The following is a 15,044-nucleotide window of genomic DNA, read 5'->3' on the forward strand; positions in this document are numbered from 1 at the left end:
CGCCTAGCGGCGCGGGGGAGACTATATGGATACCGAAAAGAGAACACAGCATTTAACCGAACGTCTTACGTACATAAAAGACATCTTCGGTGATAAGCAGCAGGAAAATATCCGTCTGCTTGAAACAAAACTTGAAGAGTTCATTCAGCGTGAGAACAGCTTGTCTGCAGAAGACAAGTTTGCTGCTCTCACGACGCTTGAAGATCTTTTTGGTTTTGTAGAACGTAATCTTGAAAATGAACTTACCGCGATGGATAAGGTGCGCATTGTACGGCACTCGCAGCGTATCTGCCTTCGTGATATTTTAGAAAACGTATACGATAACTATACAGAAATCGGTGGTAAAGACGAAAACAGCATTGATCCTTCAATGCTTATTGCCCGTGCGTACATTACTCGTCGTAGTGGCAAACGTGTGTACCACCAGCCTGTTATGGTTATTGGCCAGGAAAAAGGGCACGGCGAAGAATTTCGTAACGGTGGCTCTGTAAAACCTTGGGGTAACGCAAAAGCGTTGCACTACATGAAGGTTGCAGAAACCGAGAATATTCCTGTGCACACTTTTGTTTTTACTCCGGGATCTTACCCGATTGAAGACTCTCCGGGCGCAGCACAGCAGATCGCAAAGAACTTGTATGAAATGGCAGCACTCAGTGTGCCTGTTGTTGCGATCTTCTCTGAAGGTGGTTCCGGTGGTGCAGAAGCTATCGGCCTTGCTGATAGCCGTCTGATGCTTTCACACGGGTACTACTCTGTTATTTCACCGGAAGGTGCGGCAGCTATTGAAGGCCGTCTTCGTGGTGGAGATCGTGCAGGTGCTGACCTTGTTGAAAAATGTGCACATCAGCTGAAAATTACTGCTGATGATAACGTGCGCATGGGCTACATCGACCATAAGATTCAGGAACCGGCACTTGGTGCCCGTCCTTACCATTACGAATTCTTCCGCAGTTTGCGCCAGGAAGTTATCCGCGCAACTGATGAAGTTATTTTGAACGTAAAGGGTTTTTCTCCTTTCCGTGCTATGGCGCTTCGTCGTCGTAAGGGTAAGTCTATTGAAGATCTTGATCTTGAAAATATCCATGTACGCTGGAGCTTGAGCAAGAAAGCTCGTGCTCGTCTTATCGCCAAGCGTCATGCGAAGTTTAATAAACTCTCTAAATCTGCTTTCATTGACCGCCGCCCTGTTCATCGTCGTGTGGCTGCATGGTTCGTAGAAAAAGGTTGGGATACCTATTCCTACTTTAAATACGATCTGTGGCGTTCACATCAGAAAAAATTGATGTATGCGGTGGAAGAAGTAGATGCGGAAGCCCGTGTCCTGATGGACAAGGTGAAAGGGCCTTGGAAAAAGCTTACGAAAGCTATTCCTGCCAGCACTTCCAAAGCCGACAAAGAGAAAGAGCTTACTATGCTTTCTCAGTGGGATGAGGAAGATCAGGGCAAAGGACAGTGGAGCTACATTTCTCCACGAGCCAAAGAAGACCGTGCGATCACATGCCCGAATGCGGAGACCCATGGTTGTCAGGACCTTTGGGCACCAGACCTCTTTGGCGAGTATGCCGGCGTGTGTAACAGCTGTGGCCACCATTTCCCGATGGAATACCAGTGGTACATGCACAACATCTTTGATCCGGGTTCCATTTTTGAGTTTAATACTGAAGTTGAATCTGCTAACCCGCTTGGTTTTGAAGGCTTTGACCTGAAACTTGAGCAGGCTAAAAATAAAACCGGCCTTAAATCTTCCTGTACAACCTTTGAGGCACGCATTGACAACGTGAAAGTTGTTGTTGCTACTCTTATTGCACCGTTCCGCGGTGGTACTGTTGGTGCAGCCGAAGGTGAAAAGTTTATTCAGGCTGCAGAACGTGCGAAGAAAAAACGCTTCCCGTTCATAAGTTATGTTCACGGTACTGCAGGTATTCGTATTCAGGAAGGTGTTAACGGTGTAATTCAGATGCCTCGTTGTACAATGGCTGTTCGCCGTTACCTCGATGCTGGTGGTCTCTACCTTGTTCTGTACGACACCAACTCTTACGCTGGTCCGCTTGCAAGTTTCCTTGGTTGTTCACCTTACCAGTTCGCAATCCGTTCTTCTAATATTGGTTTTGCGGGTCCTGGTGTAATTAAAGAAACAACCGGTGTGGATATTCCACCAGATTACCATCGTGCCCAGAAGGCTCTCAGCCGTGGTCATATTCAGGGTATCTGGGATCGTCGTGATGCGCGACACAATTTATCTCAGGCGCTTATGACTATGGGCGGCCGTAACCTTTACTACAGATAGTGGAGGCTTTATATGCTCGACATTTCTAAACTTCTTGAAGAAATTAAAGCTTCTCCATACGAAGAATTGGTTATTACCGCTCCTCATACCGGTGTAGTCTCCTTTGGTTCCATCAAAGAAGGCGACCGCGTTATTGGTGCAACCGGTACTTGGAATGAAATTCCCGGTACTTCACTTGCGACCTTGCAGCGTGAGCGTAACGATAAAATTATCCGTGCAACCCAGAAAGGTGTTGTAAAAAAAATCTACACAGAGCTTGAAGGCACCTTTGTAGAAGCGGGTACAGAACTTGTGCGCCTGCGTCACTTCCTCTCTAAAGAAGAAGTTCTCAGCATCATTCTTAAAAAAGCATTGTTCTTGTTTGAAGCTCCAGAACGGGCAAAGTACTACTTTGCTCCGGACGTGGACAGCAAGATTAAAAGTTCCGGTTCCCAGAGTGTAACTGTACATGATGGTATGGAACTGTTCATTATGTCCCGTATGAAACGTGAAGCACCGCTTAACTATTCTGGACCGGACGGCGTAATTTACTCTGTTTACTTCCAGCATAATGAAAACATTGATGCAGGTGCAGCTCTTATTGGGGTGTGTCCGCCGGATCAACTTGCTCTTATTGAGGATGTCGTTGTCCGCGTGCAGACTGAATGGACTGAACAGGAGTAAGTATGGGTAAAGTTCTGCAGGTTCGAGTTTGGGCGTCTACGTATTCAGAAGATGAAGTCAGGGATGCATGGCCTCGGTTATACGAGCTTGCGTTTCCTAAAGAACAGCAACGCTATGTGGCAAAAACCGGTGTGGTTGAGATGATCGAGACACTGGTGGATGCATGTCGCTTTGCAGACTGGTCTGATGAGTTGAAGGCGTACGCCAAAGAGCCGCTCGATGCTATTTTTGCGCTCCGTCAGGAACTCGAAGAAGCGTTGAGTGAATGGAATCCGCAGAAAGCAAACCAGCTTACGGATAAAATAGAAGATGCATTATCAGATCTTGAAAAAGATTTACCGAACGAGTAAGAATCGTGGATAAAGTAATTTTTAAGGAGCCCAATAATGCTGAATAAAGTGATGATCATCGGTCGTCTTGGTGCAGACCCGGAGTTGCGTTACGCGGGTAATGGTACGCCTATCGCTAACTTTAACGTAGCGACAGACGAATCCTACACAGACCGTGAAGGCAACAAACAGGATCGTACTGAATGGCACCGCGTGGTTGTCTTCCAGCGTGTGGCTGAAAACTGCGCTAACTACCTTGGCAAAGGAAGCCTTGTGTACGTTGAGGGCAGCCTTCAGACCCGCCAGTGGCAGGATCAGCAGGGTCAGACCCGGTATACTACGGAAATTAAAGCACAGCGTGTTCAGTTCCTCGATCGTAAGGGCGATTCTATGCAGCAGGGCGGCGAACGCCGTTCCTTCCAGCAGAACAATGCTCCACGTCCGCAGCAGAACAATAATTTCCAGCCGCAACAGCAACAGTATAATTCCGGTAATGAAGACCTTGGTCCCGCATTCCCATCTGAAGCTAGTGGAATGGACGATGTACCCTTCTAGGTAATCGTTGTTTCATTTATATATTTACCCGAAGGCGTTTTTCGCCTTCGGGTTTTTTAGTCTGAGGAGACAGAAAGGATACCCATGTTTGATAGAGCGTTACTTTTTGATTGGGGTGGTACGTTGATGCAGACCATGCCGATTTATCTAGGGGAAAAACGTGGCTGGTCAACCGTTCCTGCGGTGGACGGTGCTGTAGATGCTGTCAGGACAGTGAGTAAAAGCTGGCGTGTCGCTTTGGCGACGAATGCATCAGAATCTGGTGATGAAGCAATGCTTGATGCCTTTGCGCCATTAGGTATTCGAGAATGTTTTTCTGCAGTATATAGTTATGGCGGAGCGGGGCATCCCAAACCGTGGGCAGAGTTTTGGCGTTATGTCTTAGATAACCTCAAACTTCCACCGGAACGGGTTGTGATGGTTGGTGATAGCTATATGGACGACATATGGGGAGCGACAGAAGTTGGCATGAATGGTATCTGGTTTAACCAGCATTCGGATGAACGCAAAGAAAAAAAGCGAATCCGTACAATCCATTCATATGCAGAATTAAACGCCGCACTAGTCTCTCTGGGATTTTCCTAGGATGAATGTACCTGATTGATGTTGCTGCGCATGTTGCATCGATACTAAAAAAGCCAACGAATTAATTTCGTTGGCTTTTTTTTTAGGGAATTCACACAATCTGACCGAGAGAGTGAATTAAATTTTTTCTAAGCGCTCTATGGCGCCATATTTCACGCTCGTCACTGGTCGCGAGATCGCTGCGGAGTTTTGCACGCAATTCATCTTTTTGTTCTTGCGTCAGGTGAAGCATTCGTATGTCGCCTAAGAGTTCCAACGGGTCAGTATATTGCGCAGGGGCAGGTTGTACTGAGGAATCGTGGTAGAGAAACACTATATTTGCTTTTGGTGCTTTTGCAAATTGTGTCAGGAAGGCTAACATGAACAATCTCCTTTTATCCGGAATCCGGAAAGCTATTAGCAGTATTGTTTAACCGGGCGCGCAATCGCTATAAATCCGCCCGAAGTAATAAAAAAAAGCCTCTCAAATGAGAGGCTGAACGTGTGTACACAGCCTCATGGTTTCCGCGTAACGCGGTTGGCTTAGCACCTTGCACTACTGTGGTAGTACAGGTTGCCGGACAGTCAATGGGCCAATTCCCTCGTGTCCTCTACATGAGTTATTTACTTAGTATGATCTAACTTTGTATAAAGTCAAGCAGGAAATGTGCAAAAATCAATATTGTTATGATTAAAGATAGTTACGTATTAGACATGTATCGTGTATTCATAAAAACAGATTGTTATTTTCATAAAGAATAACATTATTGTGTTTTTCGATAAATTGGTAGGAAAACCATAAGTAGTATTTCAACCCTTGATAAGGTACGAAACATAGATTGTTGTATGAGCAGGTAGTACTCACAATATGTGAGGCTATTTTTGGGTATTTATGTAAGGAGCTAACGCGTATATGGCGTTTCTAACAGGCAGACAGCATATGGGGCTTGCTGCAGTTATTATGGCTGTCAGCATCTTCCTGTCGCGATTTATGGGGTTGATCCGGGATAAAGTGATTTCTTTTTATTACGGTGCATCCATAGAGTCTGATATTTATTTTGCCTCGTTTGTTATTCCGGATTTCTTGAACTACCTGCTGGCTGGCGGGTATTTTTCCATTACACTTATTCCGTTGCTTGCAGAATATTTCAGCAAAAGTGACGATGAAGGCTGGACATTCCTTTCTTCCGTGTTGTTCTGGGTTTGTGCAGTCATTACTGCCGGTACCTGTGTGGCGTGGATTGGCGCTCCGTATCTAGCTAAAATTGCGGCACCGGGGTTTGATGCTCCTTCGCTTGCGCGGCTTACGTACTTTTTACGCATTATTTTACCGGCACAAATATTTTTTCTTCTGGGATCATGTTTTTCCGGTGTGCTGTATATGCGCAAGCAGTTTCTGGTGCCGGCTCTTGTTCCTCTTGTCTACAACGCAAGCATCATCATTGGTGGTCTTTTCATGATCGACAAGGGCATGGAAGGGTTCTGTTGGGGCGTGCTCTTCGGCGCAGCAACAGGTAGTTTTATGCTGCCATATTTAGCAGTCCGCAGCGGCGGTTTGAAATGGCGTTTTGCGTTGCGGCATCCGGGATTGAAAAAATTCGTGCTGCTGGCGTTGCCGCTTATGATTGGACAATCTATTGTTGTGCTTGATGAGCAGTTTGTCCGTATCTTCGGTTCCCTTACTGGTGACGGCTCTGTGAGTTTGTTGAATTATTCCCGTCGCATTATGCTTGTACCTGTTGGTGTTGTTGCGCAAGCCGCAGGTGTGGCGTCCTATCCGTTTCTTGCAGCACTTGTTGCAAAGGGGGATACGCATGAATTTAATGCTACGCTTAGTAAGGCGTTGCGGAATACCATGCTTTTTATTGTGCCCCTTTCGTTCTGGATGATCAGTGCTTCCGAGCCTACGCTCCGGCTTATTTTTCAGCAGGGAAGCTTTGGCGCAAAGGAAACACTCGGCGCAACTCCGCTTTTACAGATCATGCTTGCCTCTGTGGCTTTCTGGGGAGTACAGCAGATGATAGGGCGCGCTTTCTATGCGCATAAAGATACAATTACCCCCGCTGTGGTGGGGACTATAATGTCTCTCTTTGCTGTGCCTGTTTACTGGTTTCTCGGAAAAACTATAGGAGTAATGGGTGTGGCTCTGGCAGGAACCATGTCTGTAGTTCTTTACACAATGGCTCTTTCCGTGGTCTGGACGCGTAAGTTTGGCAGTGATGCATTCAAGGGCGTAATCCGCATGTTTCTGCTGTCAGCGGTGCTGTGTGCTCCAGCAATGATGATGTCAACATACGCAGTGCACCATATTCCTCTTTTATTGGAAGGACGTCCGCTAACAGGAGCGTTTGTATCGCTGGCCGTGAGCGGAATTCTTTTCTGTCTGTTGTATGCATGCACATCATGGTTGTTTGCGCCTAAGGCTATTGAACCGATTGTCGCTTTTGTACGCAGACGTTTTTTGCGCTGAGCGTAATGTTCAAATAACTGTCGCTTAACGTTTGTATAAAAAAGGGCAAGTACTGTGTACTTGCCCTTTTCGTTATTGCTCAAGGCCGCCTTCGGGATCACCGAAGAATGTATCGGTGATGTCTGTCTCTTCGGTTTCTATCGTGGCTAACTTTTCATCAAGCCATTGGCGGAGTGCCTGCGCGGTGTGGTAGTTCATTACGATGCGTGAATGAACGTCTCGTATGAGAGTCTTTTCATCTGTCTGAGTAATGAGTTCCGGTCCTAACGTACCGTCTGGATTAATGGCGCGTTCCGAGAAAGAAGGGAGCTTGTCGGATTCTGTATAGAAGTTCATTTCTATTTCACCCTGCGAGTTCACGCCGCCCCACACTCCGTGTGTGTACTGCTGCTTAATACCTTCGCGGATGTCATATTCGAAACGAATTTTGGATGGAAGTTTGAAACTGCGGGGCATAGTCTTCTCCTGCACATGGGTGTTTTATATTACAGCTAAATCCGGTAACTGTAAGTGTAATCGCATAGTAAGATGGAACATAACATACACAGGTGCAGTATAGTTAGCAAAGGCTTCTCCTGTCTGTTGGGCTTGACTGATTTGCTGTTATACAGCACAGTCTCTGCTCACGAAATCAACCATCCCGGGAGAGGATTATGGCTGAATATACAAGCGAAAATCTCGACGCTAAACCGTATTTTGATATTGAATTGTTGCTGCAGCTGAGTCAGGAGACTCGAATTGACGGCGAGTTGATGGATAAGATGGCTGCTTTATGGGAAAAGTGGCTTGGCCATCTCACCGTAAAGAAAATCAAAGTAGGAAAAATCCAGTACCTCGCCGTTTGGCTGGATGAAGAAGCAGAAAAAGACACTGATGGTGCATGGGATGCTTCCCCGTCTGATGCTTACATGATTACCAATCTCGCTCAGGCGTTTATCATGAGCAGCGTCTACTCTATTCTTCCTGATGTTGAAACCGCAGGCTGTGCTCCGGCACCAAAACCTACTGATGGGCTTGTTGCTGCTATGGAAGACCTCGGCTGTCCATACAATTCCAACGCTTCCGCACTGTCCCGTCGTTATGCTGTGCTTACATTTTATCCGTTTAAGGGTGCATGTGACATCTGTTACCTGCAACCTGACTGCCCTAAGGGGAACGGACAAGATCAGGGCAGTGGCAGCTTTACCATCCCTGGTTTCGAATCCGACCCTCAGTAACAGTTCTAAATTTTACGAACTTGAATTAACCTGCAGCTGCACTTGCAACTGCGGGTTTTTTTGTACCCATTCAAGCAGTTGCGCTGTGGATATCGATGCATCATCTAGAGATGCTGCAGTAATTGATTCAGGGACTTCTTCAATAGCGTTTTCCAGTTTTTCTGCGGAGATTGTGATACCTTTTTCCAGTATCTGTAATCCCTTTTCTTCCATTATAGCGTTGAACAACAGTAAGGTGACAGTTCCTTCTGTTATGTTTTGAACCGGTTCTGTGTTCTGGTATGTAATGCTTCTGCGCATTCCGGAAATAGGGCTGTTGCGGCACATTGTGATGCCTGCAACGCCCGGTGCCACAGCACCAAGCGCAATACGCGCATGGGCAGGAATGGTTGCCGTGTTTACGTCATCAACAGGCTTTCCATTAATGAAAATTGTTTTGACGTGTGAATCTATGTATCCTTCATCGAAACCGAGTCGCTGTATCAAAAAGTTCATCATGGTATCGCCGATGTCCGCGGGGATATCTGAAGGCGATTGTGTAAGATATCGCCACGTGGCACGAGCACGGTCTGTCTTGTCAATTGTAAGGGTAACTTTCGTCATCATTGCACCTTTGAAGTAAACAGGTTCATTTAATGGCGGGAATTTTCAGATAAAATATGATGATATTCTTCACCGTAAATTTTAAGCATCACCATGACAAAACTCAGGATAAGAGGACCATATAGAATGCCGAGCATGCCAAATGTTTTCAATCCGCCGAGGATCGAAAGGAAAATGAAAAATACGGATACACCGGAGCTGTCACGCATAAAGTATGGGCGTAAGAAGCTATCAATTGCGGCAACAGGGATTGCTCCCCAAAGCACCATAAACAAGGCTGGTTGCCAACCGGACGTGATAAGCAGATAGACACTTGCCGGAATCCAGACAATTCCCGTACCGGCGATAGGAATAAGTGAGCAGAAGCTCATGACTGTTCCCCAGAACAGCGGCGTGATACCGACAAAGGCAAGTCCTATTCCGCCGACAATCCCTTGAATAATTGCTACGAGCAGACCTCCTACGAGCACAGAGCGGGATGTGGATCGCAATGTGTGCAGCAACGCGTCTTCCTGAGATTCACGCATTGGCCAAAGATATTTGAGGCCTGCAATCATTTTGCTTCCGTCTTTAAGTAAGAAAAAGACGATCAGCAGCATAAGAAGGAACTTAGCTACGAAGTTAAGGGTATCTCCCAGAGCCGAAGTGCCGAAAGATACTAGTTGCTGTCCGACTGTTTTAGAAATGGTTGCAAGATATGACTTTATGGCTGCTTCGTTTATGTCAAAAAAAGGTACTTGTTCATGGAACCATTGCAAAATTGGGTTGTGCTGAATGTCAAAAAGGAATGACTCAGACTGCGATTGTTGAAGCCAGGTTGTCACCGCATGTACGCTGTCTACAGCTTGCGGGATAAGGCTTGCGATAAAGAATGTTAGCGGTATGGCTATGCATAAAACAAGCAGCAGCATCGTAATGGAAGAAGCCCAGATTGCACGGTCATTAACCAAATTCAGGATACGCTTGTATACAGGGTAACAGCAGGCTGCAACCACAATAGAGATAATGATTGTATGTAAAAATGGCGCAGCGATGAGGTACACAAGATATAAGGAGAATATGAGAAGGATAAGTGTGAAGTATCGGAACAAATTGTTACGTGGGAATTTTAGTATAGGTCCTGTGTGTTCAGAGGAGGATTCTTGGGTATTTTTTTTTATTTCTTCAGTCATAAGCGGAGTATTTATCCATATATAGGTTCAATACGCAATGGCAGGATGCCTGCGTGCTTTAATACAAATTGTACCTCATTGTAGCCGTAATAGATTTTAACCGCCAATAAAAAAGTGGTTTATTCTTTGATACCTCTTTGTAAAAAAGACAGATTATGTATCAGCTACTGCAGGAAGTAACATGAGGTTTCGGCGATAGTCACAGAAGTCTCCCCATGCCCTGTCTTCCAACTCTTCAATGGCACCAACATTTTTTTGGAAGAGAGCAATTGCCAGCCGGTCAATAATTCGAATTTGTTTCCGTGCATCGTCAATATTGATGGCAGGAGGAAGGTCTCCGGAAAGCATGAGCGTTTCCATGTTGAATCGCTGAAGTTTTTTTGCGAACTCGTTTGCGTCAAAAATGGCTTTATATAGACGGCGTCTGCGCTTTTCCAGATATTCTATGGGCGCTGTCTTCGTGTGGCGGTGCTTTGCGGGAATAGACGTCAGAACCTCGACCCACGTGGAAAGCATTGAGCGAAATAGCGGATCATGCGGTAGGGTCGTCATAAAAAAATGTAAGAGAGCTGTGTGTAAAAAAGGTGAGTCCGGGATATTGGCTGTACGCAGATAGCTACGGGTTTCCATAGACAGAGAATCCGTCAGTGCAGGTGATGAAGCCGTCAGGATTGAAACTGTTTTATCCTTAAGGTGCAATCTGGCAATGAAGTCAGTCCACATCCATTCCGGTACCGGTAATGAACATACATATTCTGCTTCATGTAGAATTATGCGCGGTGATTCTGTAACAAGACGGGACTTGAGGCTTGCTACATCCTTACAGGAAAGCGGCGTCCCCAATGTGGGCTCCAGTGTGTGAAGCAAGGTTTCGTCTGGAAAAATGATATATTCAAAAAAAGGCTCAATATCTGGATTGTCACTATCGATAATGAGCTGTTCAAGTTCGGATAGAGTGCAGACGCCAAGGACTGTTTCAGCATATTCCTTGACGTCTGCTGTGAAGTTTTGTCCCACATTTAACCAAGTGTTAAGTATGGAGTAGATCGTTTCGATAGTGGTGAGCATAAAGTGCAATCAGCGCGGCAGGAGCATTAGCTGTTTTGTTTTTTTACATCATCCCAGAGCGCATCTTTTTCTTCAAAAGAAAGGTCTGGGAAAATCAGGCCGCGTTCCCGAGCGAGTGCTTCCATTTTTTCGAATCGGTCAAGAAATTTTAAATTGGTCTTATCAAGCGCAGTATTCGCTTTAATGCCTTTACGTCTGCCAAGTTCTACCAGAGTAAAAAGCACATCTCCGAATTCAGATTCAATAGCTTCAGCATCGCCAGATTCAATAGCCGCAGCAAATTCTTTCCATTCTGCTTCGTATTGTTTTTCTACGTCGGCATCCTTATTCCAGGTGAATCCAACACGGGCTGCTTTGGAGTTGAGACGGTACGCTTTAAGCAAGGATGGAAGTCCCTTAGGGAGACTGTCGAAGGTGCCTTTAGGCGCATCTTCATCATTTCCTTTCTTTTCTGTGCGTTTAATTTTTTCCCAGTTAGCCCAGATCTCTTCAACGTTCTGTACGCCCATTTCGCCAAATACGTGCGGATGACGACGGATCATTTTCGCAGCGTTTTCCTGCATGGAATCTGCAAGGCTAAAACCTTCTTTTTCGTACATGCTGCTGATGAAGAGAATAAGGAACATAACATCGCCCATTTCTTCGCGCACATCTACATTTTTACCGCTGCGAATGGCATCTACGAGTTCGTAGGTTTCTTCCAGCAGGTAATCACACAAGGTTTGTGGAGTCTGTTCCTTATCCCAAGGACACCCGTTTTCACCGAGGAGCTCGTCAATTACGTTCCGCAGGGCAAGCAGGGATTCAGTAGTACTTTTATTCATTGTTTTGCTCTTCGTTTTCTCTGGTATGGTTATTACATTGGATACACATAAAAAAGCCCTTGGCTATGCAAGGGCAGTTAATCGTAAAGTTGTAGTTATAACGTAGCGGGAATAAACTGCCGTAGCATATCTGTGATGATGCGCAGATGGGGTACAAAAAGAGAAGTCTGCACGACTTCAATTTTAGGAAAGAAGTTTAGCAAAAATGCAAGAATGATACAGCAGAGCAGCAACCCCTTAGCGCAACCGAGCATGCCTCCTAAGATGTAATCAAGCCATGCAGCACCGGCAGCGCCTATGATTTTACGGAGTAGCGCAGAAATGATGGCTACAAGGAGTAGTACTCCGAAGAAAATAAAAGCGTAAGACGCAACTGCGGCCCATTTAGGGTTGATAACAGATTTAAGATGGATTGTGAGCTGTTCATAATAATTATTGGCTAAAATGAAACCGCCAACTACGCCAGCAATGGATGTTACTTCCAGGATGAGACCTCTAAAAAAGCCCCGGATACAGAAAAATCCAGTAATGACAATAAATATTAAATCAAGATAGTTCATGCATGACCTACAAAAAGGGTAATCGGTTTTGAGTCTTTGCGAGTAGTAGCATAAAAAAGTACGGTGGAAAAGGTAGCGTTTTACACAATTACATTTGCGTTTGTGGGTAACTATGAGTAGTTTTTGTCAAAATAAATTATACGACTTTGTTGTTTGCGTGCTATTTGGGGGAAATAAAATACCATGACGATTTCTAGCCTTAATATTGGGCAGACTCTCTCTGGTGATGTGCAACTTGCTAACGGGAGAAGGCTGTTTTCATCTGGACATATTATTACAGAACAAACGTTGCGTGTGCTCAAAATTTGGGGTGTACGGGATGTGCCATTATGTGATTTTTCAAATGAGGAACTAAAAGGGCAGCGAGATAATGAATTTGCCAATATACATATTGATAGCTGCACATCTGCAATGCAAATCCTATTTCGTGATGCCGACACCACCTTATTCCCAATTTCTTGTTTGTTAAAAGAATGCATCATCCTTGCAAATAGAGATAAACACCAGTGCGACGGTTTTTTCCCCTATTTGCGTTCTTCTTTTACCGCAAATTTGCAGTCCTCCAGCAGTGATGATTATATATCGCATGTATGTATAGATAGTATCTTTGCAGAGTATGACAGTATTCCAGAAGATTTTTTCGTATTCACGAAGATGTTGAATGATGTTTATCTTACTTCTGAAGCGGTTGTCTCTGCAATAGATAAGAATAAGAGAATTAAAAATAAGATACTTAAGATATGCGATTCTTTAATTCATGTTCAAGGTTGTGATGTGGCATCGGTATATGGCTGCACTTCTTTTTTGGGAAACAGAACTGTATTATATTTAGCACTTGTGCTAGTGTATATACACCATGTCAAAGAGTATTATAACTCTGATGTGTTGATGCATCATGGTCGATGTGCAATTACAACAGGGATTGCAGCACGCTGTATTGCTGCTGCTGTAGGCGTATACGGAAGAGAGTGTTTTTTTTCCAACGGAATATTACGTGATATTGGCTACATGTTTTATAGTCGTCATTTTGCATCGGCATATGAAAAAGTACGACAAAAGGTTTTATGTAGCGACGCGGATATTTGTGCTGTTGAAGAACAGTATATGGGGATGAACCATGCAGAAGTTGGTGGACGTATTTTAAAAAAACTTGGTTTTCCTGCCTCTATCGAAAAAAGTGTGCAGCAGCACCATACACCATTCAATGAAATTAATACAAAAGAATACGCCGTAATGCATGTTGCAGAGATTGTCGCAAGGGCACTTACATTTGATCCTGCTTATGATGTCCCTCATTCCGCAGTTGATTGTAATGCTTTTAAAATGTTGAATATTACAGAAGTTACTCTTTCTGAACTTGTGAAGAACATCTATCTTAAGTCGAAAGAAATTGTACGGTTGGCATATGAAGAATAGAACCGCATCTGCTGGTGAAGAGTGTCTTGAAAATCGGGTTGTCCGATTAGAAGATCAGGCTCGATTTACACTGGATGCTTTGGAACTTGCTGCGTCGCTTGGTGATTTTAAAGTGAGCATAAGCTCGCTGCATGACCCCACTCTGTTACTGCATGAGGTAGTCTCGCGTGTGGCAACAATTACCTCTTTTACTGCTTCAGCTGTGTATCTTGTTGATGAAGGCATTTCGGATTTTTATTTAGCCTATTCAGATCAACAGGAGTGGAATGACAAAATAGAGTCTGCCATAGCATCATTTATTGATAGTGGTATGTTTGCCTTTGCTCTTAGAGAAGGGCGTCCTGTGGTTGTGCACTCGGTTGAGTTGCAGCGCAGAGTATTGCTTCATGTTTTGGAAACATCTTCCCGTGTGCGGGGAATGTTTGTCGGGGTCTTCCCTGACGGTGCAAAAAACCTTACCGCAATCGAAATGGCATTGCTCTCGATTGTGTGTAAAAATTGTGCATCCGCTGTTGAAGTTTTCGAACTCTATAAATGCTTTAGGAGCGGCGGCGAAGATGTAGTTGCCTTTTCAGAGTCTCTTCCTGTGGGATTTCTTGATATAGATGAAAGCGGGCGTATTCTTTTTGCAAATAAGGTTGCCGGAAAATTGTTGGATAGTGTTGCCACTCCGGAAAAAAGACATTTTATTGATTTTCTTGTGGCTGAAGAGCGTGATCGTATAGAATCACTGCTCATCAGTTGTCTTGCTTTTTGTATGCCGAGACAGGAATATCAGGCTGAAGCACTCGCAAAGCCGCAAAGCACTATGCGTACACACACGGTACTTGATTCTGTGAATGGGCAGAAGGTTGTGAGTCTCCATATTACCCCGTTAGTAAGAAATGGCGGAATGGTGCTGCGGGGGATTCTAGCTCCAGCGGACGAAACGCCTACAGGGGAAGAACAAATAGAGGGAATGTCGTTGTAAGAAGGCACGGTCCATAAAGGCTACGATATTGCAAAGAACCTCTATGTTGTGTTCTGTCACTATTTTTTTTATTGTTTATTCTGGATGTGTAAACAAAGGAATATAGCATGCAGGTAGAAATAAAATGTTTTGCCACACTTTCTGATTTCACACCAAAAGGTGGTTTTCTGGCTGTAGACGATGGTTCAACCGTCAAACAGGTTATAGATCTCCTTGGTATTAAAGCGGAAGATGTAAAGATTATGTTCATCAACGGAAAGCATGAATCGTTGGAAAGCGTGCTGAAGGAAGGAGACCGTCTTGGTCTTTTCCCCGCTGTCGGTGGTGGCTAGCGCGGATTATTGTA

The 15,044-nt window shown here is 44.8% G+C and carries 17 protein-coding genes and 1 riboswitch; of the genes, 10 read left to right on the forward strand and 7 right to left on the reverse strand.

What is annotated here, in order from left to right:
• Positions 1–25 precede the first annotated feature (25 nt).
• The 5 genes from F461_RS0111090 (at position 26) to F461_RS0111110 (ending at position 4,419) form a co-directional block, all read left to right on the forward strand.
• Positions 26–2,287, forward strand: coding sequence for a carboxyl transferase domain-containing protein (locus F461_RS0111090; RefSeq protein WP_020001230.1), 2,262 nt, complete (start codon positions 26–28; stop codon positions 2,285–2,287).
• A 12-nt stretch (positions 2,288–2,299) separates the two neighbouring features.
• Positions 2,300–2,950, forward strand: a complete 651-nt coding sequence (locus F461_RS0111095) for a biotin/lipoyl attachment domain-containing protein (protein WP_020001231.1) — start codon at positions 2,300–2,302, stop codon at positions 2,948–2,950.
• A gap of 2 nt (positions 2,951–2,952) precedes the next feature.
• Positions 2,953–3,300 (forward strand): hypothetical protein, encoded by a 348-nt coding sequence (locus F461_RS0111100; protein ID WP_020001232.1) that lies wholly within the window; start codon positions 2,953–2,955, stop codon positions 3,298–3,300.
• A gap of 36 nt (positions 3,301–3,336) precedes the next feature.
• The gene (locus F461_RS0111105) at positions 3,337–3,834 is read left to right on the forward strand and encodes a single-stranded DNA-binding protein (protein ID WP_020001233.1); all 498 of its coding nucleotides are present in this window, start codon (positions 3,337–3,339) and stop codon (positions 3,832–3,834) included.
• Positions 3,835–3,918: 84 nt separating this feature from the next.
• The gene (locus F461_RS0111110) at positions 3,919–4,419 is read left to right on the forward strand and encodes an HAD family hydrolase (protein WP_020001234.1); all 501 of its coding nucleotides are present in this window, start codon (positions 3,919–3,921) and stop codon (positions 4,417–4,419) included.
• Between the two features lie 91 nt (positions 4,420–4,510).
• Here F461_RS0111110 and F461_RS0111115 read toward each other — a convergent pair whose 3' ends face one another.
• On the reverse strand, positions 4,511–4,780 hold the full coding sequence (locus F461_RS0111115) for a hypothetical protein (protein WP_020001235.1): 270 nt from the start codon (positions 4,778–4,780) through the stop codon (positions 4,511–4,513).
• Between the two features lie 131 nt (positions 4,781–4,911).
• Positions 4,912–5,020, reverse strand: a riboswitch (SAM riboswitch).
• Positions 5,021–5,311: 291 nt separating this feature from the next.
• Here F461_RS0111115 and murJ point away from each other — a divergent pair.
• Positions 5,312–6,868, forward strand: a complete 1,557-nt coding sequence (murJ, locus tag F461_RS0111120; RefSeq protein WP_020001236.1) for a murein biosynthesis integral membrane protein MurJ — start codon at positions 5,312–5,314, stop codon at positions 6,866–6,868.
• Between the two features lie 72 nt (positions 6,869–6,940).
• On the opposite strand, the gene F461_RS0111125 is transcribed toward murJ, so the two are convergent.
• A complete protein-coding gene (locus tag F461_RS0111125; protein WP_020001237.1) occupies positions 6,941–7,324 on the reverse strand; it encodes a hypothetical protein in 384 nt (127 codons plus the stop codon).
• Positions 7,325–7,521: 197 nt separating this feature from the next.
• On the opposite strand from F461_RS0111125, the gene F461_RS0111130 reads away from it, so the two are divergent.
• The gene (locus tag F461_RS0111130) at positions 7,522–8,085 is read left to right on the forward strand and encodes a hypothetical protein (protein WP_020001238.1); all 564 of its coding nucleotides are present in this window, start codon (positions 7,522–7,524) and stop codon (positions 8,083–8,085) included.
• A 12-nt stretch (positions 8,086–8,097) separates the two neighbouring features.
• Here the strand turns inward: F461_RS0111130 and F461_RS0111135 are convergent, their stop codons facing one another.
• From F461_RS0111135 to F461_RS0111155, 5 genes are all read right to left on the reverse strand, one after another.
• Complete coding sequence (locus tag F461_RS0111135) at positions 8,098–8,688, reverse strand: hypothetical protein (RefSeq protein WP_020001239.1); 591 nt, start codon at positions 8,686–8,688, stop codon at positions 8,098–8,100.
• Between the two features lie 29 nt (positions 8,689–8,717).
• Positions 8,718–9,860, reverse strand: a complete 1,143-nt coding sequence (locus F461_RS0111140; RefSeq protein WP_020001240.1) for an AI-2E family transporter — start codon at positions 9,858–9,860, stop codon at positions 8,718–8,720.
• Positions 9,861–10,013: 153 nt separating this feature from the next.
• Positions 10,014–10,928, reverse strand: a complete 915-nt coding sequence (locus tag F461_RS0111145) for a hypothetical protein (RefSeq protein WP_020001241.1) — start codon at positions 10,926–10,928, stop codon at positions 10,014–10,016.
• A gap of 26 nt (positions 10,929–10,954) precedes the next feature.
• Complete coding sequence (gene mazG / locus F461_RS0111150) at positions 10,955–11,752, reverse strand: nucleoside triphosphate pyrophosphohydrolase (RefSeq protein ID WP_020001242.1); 798 nt, start codon at positions 11,750–11,752, stop codon at positions 10,955–10,957.
• Between the two features lie 95 nt (positions 11,753–11,847).
• Positions 11,848–12,312: a CvpA family protein gene (locus tag F461_RS0111155; RefSeq protein WP_020001243.1), complete on the reverse strand. Its 465-nt coding sequence runs from the start codon at positions 12,310–12,312 to the stop codon at positions 11,848–11,850.
• Between the two features lie 183 nt (positions 12,313–12,495).
• Between F461_RS0111155 and F461_RS0111160 the strand changes: the two genes are divergently transcribed.
• The 3 genes from F461_RS0111160 to F461_RS0111170 all read left to right on the forward strand — a co-directional run bounded on the left by F461_RS0111160 (position 12,496) and on the right by F461_RS0111170 (position 15,030).
• A complete protein-coding gene (locus F461_RS0111160) occupies positions 12,496–13,728 on the forward strand; it encodes an HDOD domain-containing protein (RefSeq protein WP_020001244.1) in 1,233 nt (410 codons plus the stop codon).
• Entirely contained in the window at positions 13,718–14,698 is a 981-nt protein-coding gene (locus F461_RS17750) for a GAF domain-containing protein (RefSeq protein WP_020001245.1), read from the forward strand. The genes F461_RS0111160 and F461_RS17750 overlap by 11 nt, the downstream gene beginning before the upstream one ends.
• A gap of 107 nt (positions 14,699–14,805) precedes the next feature.
• Positions 14,806–15,030, forward strand: coding sequence for a MoaD/ThiS family protein (locus F461_RS0111170; protein ID WP_020001246.1), 225 nt, complete (start codon positions 14,806–14,808; stop codon positions 15,028–15,030).
• Positions 15,031–15,044 lie beyond the last annotated feature (14 nt).

It is taken from the genome of Halodesulfovibrio aestuarii DSM 17919 = ATCC 29578 (assembly GCF_000384815.1).
Lineage (GTDB): Bacteria > Desulfobacterota > Desulfovibrionia > Desulfovibrionales > Desulfovibrionaceae > Halodesulfovibrio > Halodesulfovibrio aestuarii.